Annotated in this window: 11 protein-coding genes and 1 riboswitch; of the genes, 8 read left to right on the plus strand and 3 right to left on the minus strand. The window is 59.0% G+C overall.

The genetic code is table 11. From position 1 onward, the window contains the following. Nucleotides 1-240: 240 nt before the first annotated feature. Complete coding sequence (locus tag Q0D41_RS09190; RefSeq protein ID WP_294378301.1) at nt 241-1158, minus strand: MarR family transcriptional regulator; 918 nt, start codon at nt 1156-1158, stop codon at nt 241-243. A gap of 673 nt (nt 1159-1831) precedes the next feature. Here Q0D41_RS09190 and nrdD point away from each other — a divergent pair. Further along, a complete protein-coding gene (gene nrdD, locus Q0D41_RS09195; RefSeq protein WP_294378303.1) occupies nt 1832-4054 on the plus strand; it encodes an anaerobic ribonucleoside-triphosphate reductase in 2223 nt (740 codons plus the stop codon). Nucleotides 4055-4186: 132 nt separating this feature from the next. Here the strand turns inward: nrdD and Q0D41_RS09200 are convergent, their stop codons facing one another. Further along, nucleotides 4187-5098, minus strand: a complete 912-nt coding sequence (locus Q0D41_RS09200) for a cation diffusion facilitator family transporter (protein WP_294378306.1) — start codon at nt 5096-5098, stop codon at nt 4187-4189. Nucleotides 5099-5183: 85 nt separating this feature from the next. Beyond that, a riboswitch (NiCo riboswitch) is annotated at nt 5184-5269 on the minus strand. A 368-nt stretch (nt 5270-5637) separates the two neighbouring features. Here Q0D41_RS09200 and nrdG point away from each other — a divergent pair. The 7 genes from nrdG (at nt 5638) to Q0D41_RS09235 (ending at nt 18884) form a co-directional block, all read left to right on the plus strand. Continuing rightward, nucleotides 5638-6246 (plus strand): anaerobic ribonucleoside-triphosphate reductase activating protein, encoded by a 609-nt coding sequence (gene nrdG, locus Q0D41_RS09205; RefSeq protein ID WP_294378308.1) that lies wholly within the window; start codon nt 5638-5640, stop codon nt 6244-6246. Between the two features lie 144 nt (nt 6247-6390). Next, nucleotides 6391-6924, plus strand: coding sequence for an adenine phosphoribosyltransferase (locus Q0D41_RS09210; protein ID WP_294378310.1), 534 nt, complete (start codon nt 6391-6393; stop codon nt 6922-6924). Nucleotides 6925-7097: 173 nt separating this feature from the next. Then, entirely contained in the window at nt 7098-10589 is a 3492-nt protein-coding gene (cydC, locus tag Q0D41_RS09215; protein WP_294378312.1) for a thiol reductant ABC exporter subunit CydC, read from the plus strand. Nucleotides 10590-10803: 214 nt separating this feature from the next. Further along, nucleotides 10804-11448: an ABC transporter ATP-binding protein gene (locus Q0D41_RS09220; protein WP_367113836.1), complete on the plus strand. Its 645-nt coding sequence runs from the start codon at nt 10804-10806 to the stop codon at nt 11446-11448. A gap of 6 nt (nt 11449-11454) precedes the next feature. Next, entirely contained in the window at nt 11455-14118 is a 2664-nt protein-coding gene (locus Q0D41_RS09225; RefSeq protein WP_294378318.1) for an FtsX-like permease family protein, read from the plus strand. A gap of 380 nt (nt 14119-14498) precedes the next feature. Next, nucleotides 14499-17090 carry an RNA helicase gene (locus Q0D41_RS09230; protein WP_294378321.1) on the plus strand — a complete coding sequence of 864 codons (2592 nt, stop codon included), beginning with the start codon at nt 14499-14501 and terminating at the stop codon, nt 17088-17090. Between the two features lie 18 nt (nt 17091-17108). Further along, nucleotides 17109-18884 (plus strand): ABC transporter ATP-binding protein, encoded by a 1776-nt coding sequence (locus tag Q0D41_RS09235; protein ID WP_294378323.1) that lies wholly within the window; start codon nt 17109-17111, stop codon nt 18882-18884. 7 nt (nt 18885-18891) lie between these two features. Here the strand turns inward: Q0D41_RS09235 and Q0D41_RS09240 are convergent, their stop codons facing one another. Next, nucleotides 18892-19191, minus strand: a complete 300-nt coding sequence (locus Q0D41_RS09240) for a hypothetical protein (protein WP_294378326.1) — start codon at nt 19189-19191, stop codon at nt 18892-18894. Nucleotides 19192-19256: the final 65 nt, after the last annotated feature.

The raw sequence follows: 19256 nt of genomic DNA on the forward strand, positions 1-19256 counted from the left end.
GTGTGGTTCAATGGTAGAACTGAAGCCTTCCAAGCTTCTAACGCGGGTTCGATTCCCGTCACCCGCTCCATTAAAACGCCAGGTCAGAGCCTTGTACGCTCTGACCTTTTTTGTTTATGCACCAAACTCTGTACCAAGTGGGGACCAAATTGGGATCAAACTTGGAAACTTCTCGATCGCCCCACGGGCGCGCCAGCATGGGTTCTACACAGCGCAGCGTTTCGTCTGCGTCTCTTCCGTCTAATCGATCGGTCTCAAATCGGCAAAGCCCACGTTGCGCTCTTCGGCGCGGCGTCGGCGCAAGCCGTCGATAACCACCGATCCCACATCGCCGATGGCTTCCTGGTCGGCCGGCGTAAGCTTGCTCCAAAGAAGGGCCTCGGCAAGCTCGTTCGATTTTTCACTGATGATGCGTTCCTGGAATTCCCCGTCTTCGGTGGGCACGACGAAGACGGCCTTGCGATCGCGGTCGCTTCCCATGCGCTTCACCCAGCCGCGTTGCGCGAGACGGTCGACCGCGCGAGTCACATTCGCCGTGGGCATTTCGAGCGACTCGCCGATATCGTTGACGCGCAAGGGCCGCGTCGCCTCGCCAAGGCGCATCATCACCAGACAGTCGGAAAACGGCGCCCCGCACGTCTCTTTCAAGCCGCGTTCAATAGCCAAGCGCACCAGCTCAATGGAAACGAGCGTGCGCGACGCGGGGTATTTCTCGGCGAAATCAGGGGAGAGCGGCGGATCGATGTCGGCGCCGGCGGCGATGGACGCTTCCAGAATCTTGCGCCAGGCGGCATTGTCGGTCGGGAACAGGTCGTAGAGCTCCTTGACGATTGCCGCATTCACGTGCGCTACGTGCTCGCCGCCGGCGGAGGTGGCGCGGGCGCGGCGAAAACGCTTATCGGTTGCGCCGTTTGCGCGCAGGGCAAGCCCGCGTTCTTCAAGCGTGTTGATGGCCTGGGTAACGACATTGGGCTTCAAATCGAGCAGCGCGCTTACGTCTTTCTGCGGCAGGCCCGCAGTTCCTGCCGTGAGCAGTTTCACGAGCACGCGATACTGCGTGATATTGAGCTCGCTTGCCTTCTTCAGCGCGGCATCGAGCGCCTCGTGGGTGAGCTTGAACGCCACAAAGAACGTCGAATCGAATTTCGGGCGAAGCATGGATCCTTCTTTCGATGCATTAGTTCGTGAGTGCAACTGATTATTTCATAGATGAACTATACCGCACGAAGGCGCTTCGATGAACATTGGTTGGCAACAAGAAGTTAACATCGCGCCGCATTGAACGAAGCTGGCGCCAAGGCGCCTGGGCCCGTTTTTGCGCGGCCCCAATATCTTGTGCATGCGGGAGGGGAAACGCGTCAATCGGCTTCGGAGGCAAGGCGTGAAACCAGTTATCGCTCGACCTTACGCCCTCGCGTCGCTTCGGACGTGGCGCCTCGCCTTCGCATGCCGCGCCCGCTCTTTTTCGGCCGTATGTGACCCCACCTGCGGCTTTGCCTTGCCCCGGCTTTTGCCCGCGTCTCCCACGCACGTTGCGCTCTCGATTTCAAGGCCAATCGCCGAATTCGAGCATGTTTTTTCGTTTGCGAGCGGTTTCATTCGAGCCGACCTGCACAAACACGATACTGTGCAGAGTTCAAATAACAATCACAAGATATTGTGGTCTGTTTGAGTTATCATAGAGGCACCGAAACCTGGGTTTTCGCAAGGGAAAACCCAGGCGATGTTGTCTTTAGGGCGGGACGAAGGTCCCGATAGCGTGCGTATATGGGGTGTCCGAACGCGCGATTTGACGAAGTGGCACATGGCGATACATTGATTGGGGAATGCGATGAAAATCATCAAGCGCAGCGGTTCGGAAGTAACGTTCGACATCCAGAAAATCGTGAATGCGATCACCGCAGCCAACAACGATGCCGCTCCTCACGAGCGCCTCACGGAAGACCAAATCGCCCTCGCCGCCCACAGCGTTGAATGGCTGTGCGGTCGTGCCGGCCATACCGTGTCGGTTGAGGAAATCCAAGACATGGTCGAGAACCAAATCATGGCGCTTGGCCGTTTCGAGGTGGCGCGCAAATACATCATCTATCGCTACATCCAAACGCTCAAGCGCACGTCGAACACCACCGACGACAAAATCCTGTCGCTCATCGAGTGCAACAACGAAGAAGTGAAGCAGGAGAATTCCAACAAGAACCCTACGGTGAATTCCGTCCAGCGCGACTACATGGCCGGCGAGGTTTCCAAGGACATCACCATGCGCCTGCTGCTGCCTGCTGAAGTCGTGGCCGCCCATAACGAAGGCATCATCCACTTCCACGATTCCGACTACTTCGCGCAGCACATGCACAATTGCGACCTCGTGAACCTGGAAGACATGCTGCAGAACGGCACTGTCATCTCTGGCACGCTTATCGAGCGCCCGCATAGCTTCTCTACGGCATGCAACATTGCCACCCAGATCATCGCCCAGGTTGCGAGTTGCCAGTATGGCGGCCAGTCCATCTCGCTCACGCATCTTGCGCCGTTCGTCGAGGTGAGCCGCCAGAAGATTCGCCGCCAGGTGCTCGATGAAATCAACACGCTGGGTCTTGAGACCACGTCTGAGAAAATCAACGAAGTGGTCGAGGCTCGCCTGCGCGACGAGATTCGCCGCGGCGTGCAAACGATCCAGTACCAGGTCGTCACGCTCATGACCACCAACGGCCAGGCGCCGTTCGTCACGGTGTTCATGTACCTCAACGAGGCGCGCACTCCCGAAGAAAAGCGCGACTTGGCCATGATCATCGAAGAAGTGCTTCGCCAGCGCTACGAGGGCGTGAAGAACGAGGCGGGCGTCTGGATCACCCCGGCGTTCCCGAAGCTCATCTACGTGCTCGAAGAAGACAACATCACCGAGGATGCTCCGTATTTCTACCTCACGCAGTTGGCCGCGAAGTGCACCGCCAAGCGCATGGTGCCCGACTACATTTCCGAGAAGAAGATGCGCGAGCTGAAGCTTTCCAAGGGCGAGACCGAGGGCAACGGCGATTGCTACACCTGCATGGGTTGCCGCAGCTTCCTTACGCCCGACCGTTCTGGCAACGGCTACGACAACGTGGCCAATGCGGGCAACTACGAGCCGGGCAAGCCGAAGTACTACGGCCGCTTCAATCAGGGCGTTGTCACCATCAACTTGGTCGATGTCGCGTGCTCCTCGCAGGGCGACGAGAAGAAGTTCTGGGAAATCTTCGACGAGCGTCTGGAGCTGTGCCACGAGGCCCTCATGTGCCGCCACAACCGCTTGAAGGGCACCCTTTCCGATGCGGCGCCCATTCTGTGGCAGTACGGCGCATTGGCGCGCCTGCCCAAGGGCGAGCCCATCGACAAGTTGCTCTACGGCGGTTATTCCACCATTTCGCTGGGGTATGCAGGCCTGTATGAGTGCGTGAAATACATGACCGGCCACAGCCATACCGAGGCGGAAGGCACGCCCTTTGCGCTCGAGGTCATGCAGCACATGAACGACAAGTGCACCGAATGGAAAGAAGCGAGCAATATCGACTTCTCGCTGTACGGTACGCCGCTCGAGTCCACGACGTACAAGTTCGCGAAATGCCTGCAACGCCGTTTCGGCATTATCGAAGGCATCACCGACAAGGGCTATATCACGAACAGCTACCACGTGCATGTGTCCGAGGAAATCGATGCGTTCGACAAGCTGAAGTTCGAGAGCCAGTTCCAGCGCTTGAGCCCTGGTGGAGCTATCAGCTACGTTGAGGTGCCCAACATGCAGGACAACCTGAAGGCAGTCATTCGCGTGATGCAGTACATCTACGACAACATCATGTACGCCGAGCTGAATACCAAGAGCGATTACTGCCAGGTGTGCGGCTTTGATGGCGAAATCAAGATCGTTGAAGACGATGGCAAGCTCGTGTGGGAATGCCCGCATTGCGGCAACCGCGACCAGGAAAAGCTCAATGTCGCGCGTCGTACCTGCGGTTATATTGGAACCCAGTTCTGGAACCAGGGCCGTACGGAAGAAATCCGCGATCGCGTGCTTCATCTGTAGCGAATCGCCGCCCGAATAAACGAAGGGTCAGCCTGAGGGCTGGCCCTTCTTGCGTATTGTGGGGAATAGAGAGGTGGAGGCGAGGGCCGGCCGACCTCATAGGGTTTCGGCCCTCGCTGCGAAACGTGGCATTTATGCCGGGTTTTCGTGAATCATGATGTGCTTTACTTCTTCGAAGTTTGCCTCGACCGCGTCGTGCGCGGCCTCGGCGATTTCGTGGGCCTCAGCAAGCTTGAGCTGTCCATCCACGGCGATTTCGGCATCGACATAGACGCGGTTGCCGAACTTACGCGTGCGCAGCGCATCGATGCGCACCACGCCCGGGACCCCTTCAATGCAGCCTCCGATTCTGCGCTCGAATTCGCGATCGCACGGCGTGTCGGTCATATTGTTCAGGGCGTCTTTCATCACGTCGTAGGCGACCTTCAGAATGATGATGCAAATTGCGAGGCTGGCAAGAGCGTCGCCCGCGGCAAAGCCCAGCATGCTTGCGCCGATGCCCAAAAGCGCGCCGACCGACGAAATGGCGTCGGAACGGTGGTGCCACGCGTCGGCCATGAAGGCGCTCGAATTCAGCACGCGTGCCCAATGGCGCGTATACCAGAACATGCCTTCCTTAACCGCGATAGACAAGACGGCTGCCGCGAGCGCGATAATCGTCGGCGCGCTGGCGGAGGCGTATGATCGGGTGGCAATGGTTTCGATGCTCGAATATCCAATGGCGAGGCCTGTGCCAGCCAAAATAAGGCCCAGCATGAGCGACGCCACGCATTCGAAGCGCTCGTGGCCATAGGGATGAGTCGCGTCGGCATCGCGCTCGGCCAGGCGCACGCCGATGAACGCGATTGCGGTGGCGAACACGTCGGAAAGCGAATGGATGGCGTCGCTGATCATGGCCGTGGAATTGCCCATGATGCCTGCGATGAGCTTGATTGCCGAAAGCGCCACGTTTCCGCCTACGCCAACTGCGGCGACCTGCTTGGTGATGGCTGCCTTGTCGATGCCCGGTTGCCGCGACGAATCGGATTGCGTTGCTTGCGTCATGATGAACCTCCTGGTTGCGAACGTGTCGTTGCTCTTCGGGGTTCGTTTTCAATTGGAAGAAAAGAAAACGCGCCTGCGGGTCAGCTACTGTCCCGCAGGCGCGTGTGCGTCTGCTGCCGAATACGGCCCGGCTCCATGGCGATGCGCCACGGCCTGATCAGTTTGCGCTGTTGAGCTCGCCCTGTCGCCGTGCGATGGGCAATGCAGTGCAAAGAGCGCCATTATTGTATGCGAGCGGCGGCCGGTTAGTCCCAAGCAACTTGAAAATGTGATGAAAATGTGTCTGACCTGGAGATATGTGAATAGTTGAGCATATGTTCGTCACGGTTCGAGTGTGGCCGTCTGTCGGTTTTCTGGCTCGGATGGAAGGTCCTTTGTTAAGGTATAGGAAAAGGAAACGGCTGGGTGCGATGGCGCGCGCTCATGCGCTTCCGCTTCGGTCAAGTCCTGGCTCGCGCGAACAGCGCATTAAGTGCTGTTCGGCTCGTGCGGAATCTATCGGAATCGCACGACCGCGCGCCATCGCGCGAGGGGGTTTCATGAACTACTCTGCCATCAAATATTTCGATATCGCGAACGGCGAAGGCGTTCGCACGTCGCTGTTCGTGTCGGGGTGCCGCAGGCATTGTCCGTATTGCTTCAACGGCGAGGCATGGCGCTTCGACGCAGGCGAGCCGTTTGATGAGGCGGTGCAGGCCAAGGTAATCGAGAGCTTGGGCGCGGCGTTTTGCGATGGCCTCACGATTCTGGGCGGCGAACCCATGGAGCCCGAGAATCAGGAAGGCTTGGTCGAATTCGTCGAACGCGTAAAGCGCGAGGTTCCGAGCAAGGCCATTTGGTGCTTTACGGGCGATACGCTCGACGAGCTTGAGCCCGGTGGGCCCCATTTCACCGAGTTCACCAATCGCTTGCTCGATTGCATCGACGTGCTGGTCGACGGGCCTTTTGAAAACGACCTGCACGACATTACGCTGCGTTTTCGTGGCTCGTCCAACCAGCGCGTCATCGATATGAATGCAACGCGCGAGGCGGCTCGCGCGGCTGGCGTGAAGCCGTCGCAGGCAGTGGCGCTGTGGCAAGACGAGGAAGTCTATGCGACGCATTCCATGAAGCGCGACGACGTGCCCGAGTATTTTCAGCACGGTTAACGCCCTTCGCGCAGCCGGCTCGGCTTGCGATGCCCGGTTGGTTTGCGTGTAATCCCTTCTTTACGAGGGCTCGTCGGCAACGCAATTGGCGGCGGCGAGCGCTACAATGGCTCAGTTGCATATTCCGTGCGAGAAAGGGCATTCATGGCTGCTTACGATTTTGAAGGCCACATTACCGACATTCCCGATTATCCCGAGCCGGGCGTCATTTTTAAGGACATCACGACGCTTTTGAGGGAGCCCGAAGGCTTCAAGGCAACCATCGATGCCATTGCCGACCACTTCAAAGACGCCGGCATTACCAAGGTCGTGGGCGCTGAGGCCCGCGGCTTCATGATTGGCGCCCCTGTCGCGTACAGCCTAGGTGCTGGCTTCGTGCCTGCTCGCAAGCCCGGCAAGTTGCCGCGCGAAGTGCGCAGCGAAAGCTATGAGCTCGAATACGGAACCGATAGCCTCGAGATTCATACCGACGCGCTCGACGAAAACGATGTGGTGCTCATCGTTGACGACTTGGTTGCCACGGGCGGCACGGCGGTGGCGCAGGCCCATCTTATCGAGCAGTTCGGCGCAAAGCTCGCGGGCATGGGATTCCTCATGGAGCTCGATTTCCTCAACCCCCGCGAGGCCATTGCCAAGGCGACCGACGCTGAGGTCTTCGCACTCGTTCACGTGGAATAATCCTGTTGCTATTTCTCAATGCGGCGCCTGAGCGCCTCGCTTTTGCTCAGACGACCTGCTGCAAGCATGAAAACCCGTGGAGGTCTTCTCGAAAGCCTCCATAAAAGTGTCGCTTGGGTTACCATTAGCCCCGTACAACTTATGACGTTCGCAAAGGCGAAAACGGGGGAGAAATGTTCGATAAACGCTTGCTTGCTATGGTGCCGGGCGCCGCAAAATACATTCTTGCCAATGTACTGTTCCAATGGATAGCGCTTGTGTGCAACATCGCGCTGTTCATTGTGATTGGCGTATTTCTGCAGGCCACGTTCGAGGGCGCGGCTGACGCCGCTATGGCGATTGGCGTGATGGCCGCTTCTGTGGCGGCGATCGCTGTGCGCATGGTGTGCCAAACGATGGCGCAGCGCATGGGGCAGCGCGCGGCCGCTAAGGCGAAATGCGCCATTCGCCAGCAGGTCTACGATAAGCTCGTCGCCCTTGGCCCCGCCTATAACGAAACCGTGGCAACGAGCGTCGCCGTGCAGGTGAGCGTCGAGGGCACCGAGCAGCTCGAGAGCTATTTCGGCCAATACGTGCCCCAGCTGTTCTATGCCCTGATCGCGCCCATTACGCTGTTCGTGGCGCTTGCCCCGCTGTCGCTTCCGGCCGCCGTGGCACTGCTCGTGTGCGTGCCGTTCATTCCGGCGTCTATTATGGCCGTGCAAAAAATCGCGCGCCGCACCATGCGCAATTACTGGGGCAGCTATTCCGATTTGGGCAGCGTGTTCCTCGAGGCCATCCAAGGCCTTACCACGTTGAAGATTTATTCGGCCGACGCCCAAAAGCACAAGGAAATGAACGAGGCGGCGGAAGGCTTTCGCAAAGCGACGATGCGCCTGCTGTCAATGCAGTTGAATTCAATCACCGTTATGGACCTGTTCGCATTCGGCGGAGCGGCGGTTGGCATCATCGCCGTGCTGTGGCAGTTCTCGGTTGGCGCGGCGACATTCGCCGCTGCATTCTCTATCGTGTTCTTGTCGAGCGAGTTCTTCATTCCCATGCGCACCTTGGGTTCGTTTTTCCATACGGCGATGAATGGCATGGCCGCCGCCGAGAAAATGTACGCGATTCTCGACGCGCCGTTGCCGGTTGACGGCACGCGCGCGGTTGATGCGCGCAATGCGAACGTCGTATGCCGTGGCGTGGGCTATTCCTATGATGGACAGCGCCAGGTGCTCGAGGGCGTCGATTTTTCGGCGCCATGCGGCAGCTTTATTGGCGTAACGGGCGAAAGCGGATCGGGCAAATCGACGCTCGCTGGTATTCTGTCCGGCGCGAACGCGCGCTATGCGGGCGATATCAGCATCGGCGGCATTGATTTGCGCGACATTTCGGCCGAATCGTTGCGCGAGACCATTACCACGGTGCCGTTTTCGAGCTACGTGTTCAAGGGCACGCTGCGCTCGAATTTGCTGCTTGCCAAGCCCCATGCGACCGATGAAGAGCTGTGGGAGGCTCTTGAGAAATGCCGTCTCGCCGGTTTCGTGCGCGAGTCGGGTGGCCTTGATATGGATATCGCTGCCGAGGGCGCGAATCTTTCGGGCGGCCAGCGCCAGCGGTTGGCATTTGCGCGCGCCCTGCTGCACGATGCCCCCATTTATATCTTCGATGAAGCCACGAGCAATATCGATGCCGAAAGCGAGGCTGCCATTATTTCGGCCGCGCGCGAGTTGGCTGGCGGCCATACGGTCATCATGATTTCACATCGTTTGTCGGCCCTTGAGCATGCCGATGAAATTTACGTGCTTGAGCAGGGGAAACTTGCGCAACATGGCACGCACGCGCAGCTTCTTGCGCACGGCGGCGCATATGCGAAGCTCTGGGAAAAGCAGTCCCAGCTTGAAGCCTTCGCACATGGCGTCGCCCAGGAAGGCGTCGAGGAATTCGATGTGTGCGAGGCCGATTCGCAGCTTCAACCCGCGCAGCGTGATTCGCGCCAGGTGAATGGCGAGGCCGCTTTAAAGCCGCGTCGTCGTTCGAACTTCAGCATCATGGCGAGGCTTGTGGGCCTTACGCGTCCGCTTCTGCCCGTTATGGCGCTCGCGATTCTTCTGGGCGTGCTCGGTTTCTTTGCGGCGATTTTCCTTACGGTGCTCGCAGTATATGGCCTGCTCGATGCCGCAGGCGTATGGGCCGCGATTCCTGTGGGCGCAGCGTGCGTGGCGGTGGCGGTGTGCGGCGTGGTGCGCGGTCCGCTTCGCTACGGCGAGCAGCTGTGCAACCACTATCTCGCATTCAAGATTCTCGCGCTCGTGCGCGACAAGGTCTTCGGCAAAATGCGTACGCTCGCTCCGGCCAAGCTCGAGGGCCGCGACAAAGGTGATCTGGTTTCGCTGCTGACGAGCGACGTCGAGCTGCTCGAGGTTTTCTATGCGCATACGCTTTCGCCGGCGGCCATCGCGCTTATCGTTTCGCTCGGCATGGTCGCGTTTACCGCGACGCTTTCGCCGCTGTTGGCGTTCTATGTCGCATTCTCGTATGCGGTTGTGGGCATTGCGGTGCCGTGGGTTTCCTCGAAAGCGAGCGGCACGGGCGGCCGTGAAGTGCGCGATGCCATTGGCTCGATGAGCGCTTTCGTGCTCGATAGCCTGCGCGGTTTGCGTGAAACCTTGCAGTTCGGTCGCGCGTGCGACCGCGCGCAGGAATTATCGAATCGCATGGATAGCCTCATTCGCGTCGAGGCGCGCCTGAAGGGGCGCACGGCGATTGCCATGGCGGCGACGGGCGCTGTGGTCTTGGCGCTCGATATGGGCATGCTGCTCGCGTCGATGCATCTGGTGAACTACGGCATGCTCGATTTCGGATGCGCCGTTGTGGCATGCGCGGCGCTCATGTCGTCGTTTGGGCCGGTTATCGCCGTGGCGAATTTGGGCTCCACGTTGCAGCAAACGCTTGCCTCGGGCGCTCGCGTACTCGACGTGCTCGATGAACATCCGCAAACCGAAGAGGTCGAAGGCGGCGTGGCGCTTGAGGGGTTCGAGGGCGCTGCAGCCGACCACGTCGATTTCTCATATGGGGACGCAGAGGTGCTTTCCGATGTCGAGCTGCGTGTCGAGCCTGGCCAGGTGGTGCAAATTGCCGGCCGTTCGGGCTCGGGCAAATCGACCTTGCTTAAGCTTTTCATGCGCTTTTGGGATGTCGATCGTGGTGAAATCGAAGTGTCGGGACGCGATATTCGCTGCGTGAATACTGCGAGCTTGCGTGAAGTCGAGGGCTTCATGACGCAGGAGACGCATTTGTTTGCCGGAACGGTGCGCGACAATTTGGCGTTCGCGAAACCTGGTGCGCGTGACGAAGAAATCATGGTGGCGTGCGAAAAGGCGTCGATCGCCAATTTCGTGCGCAGGCTTCCTGCGGGGCTCGATACGCAGGTGGGCGAGCTGGGCGACGCCCTTTCGGGAGGCGAGCGCCAGCGTTTGGGCCTTGCGCGCATGTTTTTGCACGATGCTCCATTCGTTTTGCTCGATGAGCCTACGAGCAACCTCGACGCGCTCAATGAGGCTGCCGTGCTGCGCGCGCTTTCAGACAATCGCGCGGGCAAAACGGTGCTGCTCGTAAGCCACCGCCCGAGCGCCGCGGCCATTGCTGACGTGACATACTCGGTGGAGCATGGACGCGTTTTGTAAACAATAAGTAACCATTTGCTAACAAATTGGCTCAGTGGTATAAAAGTCACCTAAGGGAAACTGTTAGGAAGGTACTTTTATGCCTCATGGAGTTACGGGCGCGGCCGCATCGGCGGGATGCGCATTGGATAAGGGCGCCCCGCATGCGAATGCGGGCGCGTCCTATTTGGTAACGCGCGGCCTTGTGAAAGGCTATGGCGAAGGCGCGGCGCGTATGGAAGTGCTGCGCGGCATCGACGTGGAAATCGCGCGCGGCGAGATTTGCGTGCTGCTCGGCCCCTCGGGTTCGGGCAAATCGACGTTTTTGAACCTTATCGGCGGCCTTGAAGCGGCCGATGGGGGCACTATCGAAGTGGGCGGCACCGCTATCACGAGCCTCGGCAAGAAGGCGCTTGGCGAATATCGTCGAAGCGAGCTTGGCTTCGTGTTCCAATTCTATAATCTGGTACCCGACCTCACGATTCGTGAAAATATCGAGGTCACGGCGCATCTTTCAAAAAACCCGCTCCCTATCGACGATCTTCTGAAATCACTGGGCCTCTATGAGCATCGCGCGAAATTCCCCCGGCAGGTTTCGGGCGGCCAGCAACAGCGTTGCGCCATCGGACGCGCGCTCGTGAAAAACCCTGGCTTGCTTTTGTGCGACGAGCCCACAGGCGCGCTCGACTACAAAACGTCGAAGGAAATCCTCGCCCTTATGGAGCAGGTAAATCGCGATTATGGCTGCACCATCGTGATCGTGACCCACAATGACGCCATCTCCCACATGGCGAACCGCGTTTTGCGCCTTCGCGACGGTGTGCTCGTTGAAAATGAGACGAACGCCGCTCCCGTGTCCGCCGCAGAGCTTGTTTGGTAGGTCGTTATGAGTCCCCTGATCAAACGGCTTCCGCGCGAGCTTGTCCACAATATTGGAAAATACCTCGGCATATTCTTGCTCATGGCCGTGAGCATCGCGCTTACCTCGGGGTTTCTGCTCGCCGCCCATTCCATTTCGGTCATCATCGACGATATGCCCGAAACCTACAGTATTGAAGACGGCCGTTTCACCACGGCGTTCGAGGCGACCGATGAGCAGCTCGACGCCGTGCGCGATGCTGCGTCCGATTCTGACGGCATTGAGCTGTACAAGAACTATTTCTTCGATGCGAGCTTCGAGAAAACGCAGGGCGATAACGCCCGCAACTGCACGGTGCGCACGTTCGAGCATCGCACGCAGGTCGATTTGGCCGCGTATGCGCAAGGCGGCGAGCCCCAGGCGGCAGACGAAATCGCCATTGACCGCGTGTTCGCAACGAACAACGATGTATCCATAGGCGATACGGTCACGCTCAACGGCGTCGAGTTTCGCGTGGTGGGCATTGTGACCCTGGCCGATAACCAGGCGCTTTTCCAGAGCAATTCCGAGTTCACGGTGAATACGCTTTCGTTTGGCGTGGCCGAAGTGTCGCCCGAGGGCTTCAAGGCGCTCGAGAATACGGGCTTTCTGCCGAGCTATACCTACTCGTACCGCTTCAACGATCGCGACCTTTCCGTGGCCGATCGCGTGGATATCGAAAAAGACATGGTGAGTGCGCTTTCCGACGCCCATGCGAACGTGACCGATTTGACCGACGTCGATTCGAACCAAGGCATTGGGTATGCCAAAGACGACGTGTCGGGCGACTCGGCGATGTGGACGACGCTGCTGTATATCATCATCGTGATTATGGCATTCGTGTTTGTGGTGCTCACGTCGGGCACGATTGAAGAAGAAAGCGCGATTATCGGCACGCTTCTGGCGAGCGGCTATCGACGCCGTGAGCTGGTAGCGCATTATCTCGCGCTGCCGTGTATCGTGGGCATCGCCGCCGCCGCAGTGGGCAACGTGGTGGGCTTTACGCTCATGAGTGAGCCTATGCGCAATTTGTATTATGGGTCATACAGCCTGCCTCCGTATTATGCGACCTGGAGTTGGGGCGTTTTCTTCCAGACCACCGTTGTTCCTGTGGCGGTTTTGATTCTGGTCACGCTCATCGGTTTGCTGCGCAAGATGGGCCACACGCCCCTTCAATTCCTTCGCCATGAAACGAGCAAGGGCGGCGTGAAGCGTGGGTTTGCGCTGCCCGAGTGGCTGGGCTTTACCGCGCGATTCCGTCTGCGCGTGTTCCTGCGAAATTTAGGCAACTTCGCCACGCTCTTCGTGGGCATTGGCTTTGCGAGCCTGCTTTTGCTGTTCTCACTCGCGATTCTTCCCACGATGAGCCATTACGCCGAGAATTTGCACAATACCGTTGTCGCGCAGCATCAATATTCGCTGAAGGCGCCGCTGGAGCTTGAGGGCACCAATGACGAGCGCGAAGCGTGGAAAGCTGCCGATACGCTGCAGGGCGTGGAGGGCGCCCGGCTTTCGGCTCTTGAGGATGCCGCCGACGATGCGCAAGAAAAGGCCGATGCCTTGAAGGTGGCGGCGGAGGCGCTGCAGGCCGAGCCGACGCTTGAAGCCATGCAAAAGGCGCAAGATGCCCAGGACGCTTTCGCGAAGTCCCAAGACGCGCTCAATAGTGAGCTCGATGGTGTTGCCGACGATTTGGGCACGACGCGCGACGAGGTGGTCGATATGGTCGACAAGGTGTCCGACCTCGACCTTGACGACGAAAACGCGCATCCAGTGAATACGGTCGACAACGGTGCCGGCGCAATCGCCCAGGCTGAGAAATTCGCCGTGTATTCGCTGCAATACGATCGCGGTGAAGGCAATGGCGAGGAAACGATCGCCGTGTATGGCGTGCAGGAGGATTCTCGTTATTGGACCGATATGGACTTTGGAGACGGCAAGGCGGTCTTTGGCGGCGGCTTGGTTGACAAGTTCGGCTTCAAGCAGGGCGATGCAATCGAACTGTACGACAAGTACGAAGACAAGACGCATACGCTCACGTTCGCGGGCGACGATGGCACGTGGGGCACGAAGTCGACCATGAATATCTACATGAGCCTGGACGATTTCAACGCGTTGTTCGGTAACGATGCGGCCTACTTCAATGGGTATGTTTCCGACGAGCCGCTCTCGCTTGATTCCCGCTATGTGGCGAGCGACCTTACGCCTTCCGACATGGATGCCATTGGCGAGCAGTTCACGGGCATGATGGACGACATGATCGGAATGCTCGTGGGCATGTCGGTGTTCATCTTCCTCGTATTCATGTATTTGCTCACGAAGTCGGTCATCGACCACAGCGCGCGCTCCATCAGCTATATGAAGGTGTTCGGCTATCGCGACAGGGAGGTGAGCAAGCTCTACGTGCGCTCGATTACCTGGTGCGTGGCGGCATCGCTCATCGTGTGCCAGCCGCTCATCATCGTGTCGCTCACGGCGATATTCAAGGCAATGCTGCTTTCGTACAGCGGCAACATCGAGATTTACGTGCCGCTGACGTGCATTTTGGAAGCCATCGCCACGGGATTCGCGACCTATCTTGTGGTGGCGCTTCTGCATGTGCGCCATATCAAGAAAGTGCCGCTTGCGCTCGCGTTGAAAAACGCGGAATAATGAAAGAGTCTGGCGTGTAGGCGCTTTGGGGAAGGGTCGCGAGAGCGGCCCTTTCTGCGTTAAAATAGCCGATACCCCAACGGCGGTTTGTGTGCCGGGCAGTGCCTTCCCGAAGAAGGGAGGTGATGCCCTATGACCGATTTTTTCACAGAGGTAGCGAACCTCGCGACTGCGCTTGTCGCTCTGGCGACGGCGATAATCGGGCTATCCGCGGCACGTGAGCAGTGCCCAAAGCGTAAAAAGAAAGGCCACCGCCGATAGGGGGTGACCTTCTTCAAAAAACGACGGCATTGCCTGGATCCCACCCGCAGGCTCGCCATTGGGCCCATTTTATCACCGCATTTTTCTTTTGCCAACTTGATTGGCATGAAAGGCCTGCCATGTCAGACGCTCATCCTGAAGATCTTACCGAAGTCGTTGAGGCCGACGAAATCGCAGCCGCCGCCCATGGCGAGCTTGGCCGCATCGCCAACAAACTCTATGACGAAGACGCCTCTACCGAAGAGTCGTTCATGGCATTCATGGAGTGGTGCGAGTCGCGCGGCATTGAACTGTGGCCGCACCAGGAGGAAGCTCTCATGGACATCATGGTGGGCGATCACGTGATTTTGGGCACGCCGACCGGTTCGGGCAAATCGCTCGTAGCGCTTGGCATGCATTTCATGGCTATGTGCTTCGGCGAGCGCTCCTATTACACGGCGCCCATCAAGGCGCTCGTGAGCGAGAAATTCTTCAACTTGGTCGAATTGCTTGGCCGTGACAACGTGGGTATGATCACCGGCGACGTGCATATCAACGTCGACGCGCCCGTGATTTGCTGCACGGCCGAGATTCTCGCGAACCTCGCGCTTCGCGAGGGCGCCGAGGCTCAAGTGCATTCGGTGGCGGCCGACGAGTTCCACTATTTCAGCGATTTCGATCGTGGCTGGGCGTGGCAGGTGCCGCTGCTCACGCTTCCGAAAACGCAGTTTCTGCTGATGAGCGCCACGCTTGGCGACGTCGACGAAATCGCTGCGACGCTGCAGCGCCAAACGGGCAATACGGTGAGCCGCGTGATGAACGCCCCGCGCCCCGTGCCGCTTTCATATGAATATGTGAAAACGCCAATCGAGGCCACGGTCGAGCTCGCCTTGCGGGCTGGCGAAGGCCCCATGTATTTGGTGCATTTCTCCCAAGATGCCGCGCTCTCTACGGCGAGCGCGCTTGCGAGCTACGGCGTTGCCACCAAGGCGCAGCGCGAGGCGGTCAAGGAGGCCATGAAGGGCACGGCGTTTACCACTGCATTCGGCAAAACGCTCAAACGCTTGCTCGGCTTTGGCGTGGGCGTGCACCATGCGGGCATGCTGCCGCGCTATCGCTTGCTTGTCGAAAAGCTCGCCCAGCAGGGTCTTCTGCCGGTAATTTGCGGCACCGACACGCTGGGCGTGGGCATTAACGTACCCATCCATACCGTGGTTTTCACGCAGCTCACGAAATTCGACGGCTACAAAATGCGCCGCCTGCGTTCGCGCGAGTTCCACCAAATCGCCGGTCGCGCGGGCCGTTCGGGCTTCGATAGCGAAGGCCGCGTGCTCGCCGAGGCGCCCGAGCATGAAATCGAGAACTACAAAGCCATGGTGAAGGCTGGCGGCGACGAGAAGAAGCTGCGCCGCATCAAGAAGAAGAAAGCGCCCGAGGGCTTCGTGAATTGGAGCGAGCAGACCTTCGACCACCTCATTGAATCGCAGCCCGAAAAGCTCACGCCGCGTTTGCGCATCACCCATTCGATGGTGCTTTCCGTGGTGGAGCAGGGCGGCGACGCACGCGCTCGCGTCGAAGCGCTCATCGACGACTCCATGCAGACGCCCGAGGAAAAAATCAAGCTCTCGCAGCGTGCTGACGAAGTGTTCGCCACGCTCATCGATGCCGACGTGGTGGAGCGCCGCGAGGCCGAAGATGGCGGCACCGAATACGTGCTCACGATGGACCTGCCTGACGATTTCGCGCTTGACCAGCCCCTTTCGCCGTTCCTGCTCGCGGCGCTTGAGCTGCTTGACCCCGAAAGCGACACCTATGCCCTCGATGCGGTTTCCATGGTTGAAGCGACGCTCGAAAACCCGCGCCAGGTGCTGCGCGCGCAGGAACGCAAGGCGCGCGACAAGGCTATGGCCGAAATGAAGATGGACGGCGTCGATTACGATGAGCGCGTGGAGCGCATCGCCGAAGTCACCTATCCCAAGCCGCTCGAAGACCTGCTCAATTCCGCCTTCGCGCAGTATTGCGAAAAGGTGCCGTGGGCTCGCGACTTCGAACTGAGCCCCAAGTCGGTTCTGCGCGACATGCTCGAAACGGCGAGCGACTTCAAAGGCTACATTCAGCGCCTGGGAATCGCACGTTTCGAGGGCATTTTGCTTCGCTATTTGGCCGAGGCTTTCCGCGCGCTCGATCGCACGGTGCCCATCGATAAGCGCGACGAGCAGATGAAAGACATCATCGCCTGGCTCGGCCTCGTGGTGAGTTCGGTCGATTCAAGCTTGGTGGACGAATGGGCGAATGCGGGCGCGTCGCTTGACGCGGCTCCGCCCGAGGCGCAAACCGACGCCGTGGTGCGCGACAGGCGCGGCCTTACCGTGCTCGTGCGCAATGCGCTCATCTCGCGCGTGCGTCTGGCCTCGCTTGGCCGCGTGGCCGACTTGGGCGAGATGGATGCCGATTGGGGCTTTGGCGAGCGCGCTTGGCAGGCGGCGCTTGACGAGTACTTCGCCCAGCACGAGGAAATCGTGCTCGATGCCGATGCCCGTTCGAAGAAATACCTGTTCATCGACGAATCCGATGAAGAGGCGGCCCATGTGTGGCACGTACGCCAAATTTTCCGCGACGAGTCGGACGATCGAGATTTCAGCATCAGCGCCGATGTCGACCTCGATGCGACCCAGATGGGTGATGGCGTGGTGTTCGCGAACTACCGCGTTGGCTTCATCGACGAACAGTAAAGGCGCCAAGGGGAACTCATGCAACAATCAACTACACGCCGCACGCTGCATTACTACTGGCAGGTGACGCGCAAGCACAAAGGCCTGTTTTGGGGCCTTATCGTATCGACGTTCCTTTTCGTGGCGCTGCTTTCGTACGGCAACCCGTACGTCATGAGCCTCGTCGTCGATCGCGTGAGCGAGGGCGGCGTGGGCCCCGATGAGGTGTTTTCCGCCTACGGACCTTATATCGTGGCGCTTATCGCGATCAACATATTCGGCCAGGCCGCGAGCAAGTTTCAAGACTACACGCTGTATAAGCTGGAAATCGCGGCCGCGTATGATTTGGCTACGATGAGCTTCGACGCGTTGTGCAACCAGTCCATGAGCTTTCACTCCAACCGCTTCGGCGGTACGCTCGTGAGCCAAACATCGAAATTCATGAGCGCCTACCAGCAGATTATCGAGACCATCATGTTCCCGTTTCTGCCGGTTATGTGCTCGGTCATTTTTACGTGCGGCATTTTGGCGCCGCGTGTGCCGGTGTATGTGGCTATTCTCATGGCGCTGCTCGCGGTGTACGCCACGGTTTCATATGTCATGTACAAGCGCATTCTGTCGCTTAATGAGAAGGCGGCGAGCGCTCAAAACCAGTTGTCGGGCGAGCTGTCCGATTCGGTGTCGAATATCCTTGCCGTGAAAACGTATGGGCGCGAAGACTATGAGCGCGGGCTGTTCGATGCGGCGAATAGGGAAGTGGTTGCGCGCGATTCGAGGCGCATGTGGGCTTCGCTTACGCGCGGCATTATCACGGCATCGATTACCGTGGTCATTATGAGCGTGGTGGCCGTGTTCATCGCGGGCGGCAATGCGTGGTATGGCATCACGCCGGGCACGCTTGTGATGATGTTCACCTACACCTATACGGTCACGAACCAGTTCAACTTCATCAACAATGGCCTGCAGCGTTTCAATCGCGCGTTCGGCGACGCGAGCGGCATGACGGCCACGCTCGATGAACCGCGCCTGGTGGCCGACGCTGCCGGCGCGCCCGATTTGCAGGTGCGTGAAGGCGCGATCGATTTCGAAGGCATTGGCTTTTCGTATGGCGACGGCGATACGAAAACGCAGGTGTTCGACGATTTCGAACTGCATATTCCCGCAGGTCAGCGTATTGGCCTCGTCGGCCTTTCCGGCGCGGGCAAAACGACGCTCACGAAACTTTTGCTTCGCTTGTCCGATATTCAGCAGGGGCGCATCCTTCTTGATGGGCAAAACATCGCGCAATGCACGCAGCAGTCGCTGCGTCGCCAAATCGCCTATGTGCCGCAGGAATCGTTGCTGTTCCACCGCAGCGTTGCCGAGAATATCTCGTACGGCAAGCCGGGCGCCAGCATGGACGAGATTCGCGAAGCGGCGGCGCGTGCGAACGCGCTGGAATTCATCGAACGTCTGCCTCAGGGCTTCGAAACCCAGGTCGGCGAGCGCGGCGTGAAGCTGTCGGGCGGCCAGCGCCAACGCATCGCCATTGCGCGTGCCATTCTGGCCGATTGCCCGGTGCTCGTGCTCGATGAGGCGACGAGCGCGCTTGATTCTGAAAGCGAAGCGCTCGTGCAAGACGCCCTCGCCACGCTTATGAAGGGGCGCACGTGTATCGTGGTGGCGCATCGCCTCTCAACGGTGGCGAGCCTCGACCGCATCGTCGTGCTCGATTCGGGCAAGGTCGCCGAAGATGGCCCGCACGAGCAGCTTATCGCCGCTGGCGGCGAATACGCCAACTTGTGGAATAGGCAGACTGGCGCCTACTTGGAGTAACGTCGTTTTAAAACGGCGTTACCGGCCGACGCTGCGCGACAATCTGGCGGCGCATTTCGGGCTTGCGCTGCGGCTCGCGTAACGAAGTACGCGTCGCCTTGCGCGTCCCCGAACTGCACTCGCCAGCTTGCCGTTCGCTGACTTTTGGTTGGCCTGATTCTCGTCCGCTGCTATTGCGCTGTTTTGAAGAAAATGCAGGAAAGGCCCGGATGGGAGGCGCGACGAGACTGCCGGTTTTAGTTTCGGCTTTTGTAAAGAGGACGCAGGGAAGGCCCTGATGGGGCGCTCCAAGACCGTCGGCGTTCAAACGCGTCCTTCGTTGTAAAGCTGAACGCCGCCAAGCGAGCGCAAAGCGAACGAAGTGAGCGGTAG

It is taken from the genome of uncultured Slackia sp., from assembly GCF_934630525.1.
Lineage (GTDB): Bacteria > Actinomycetota > Coriobacteriia > Coriobacteriales > Eggerthellaceae > Slackia.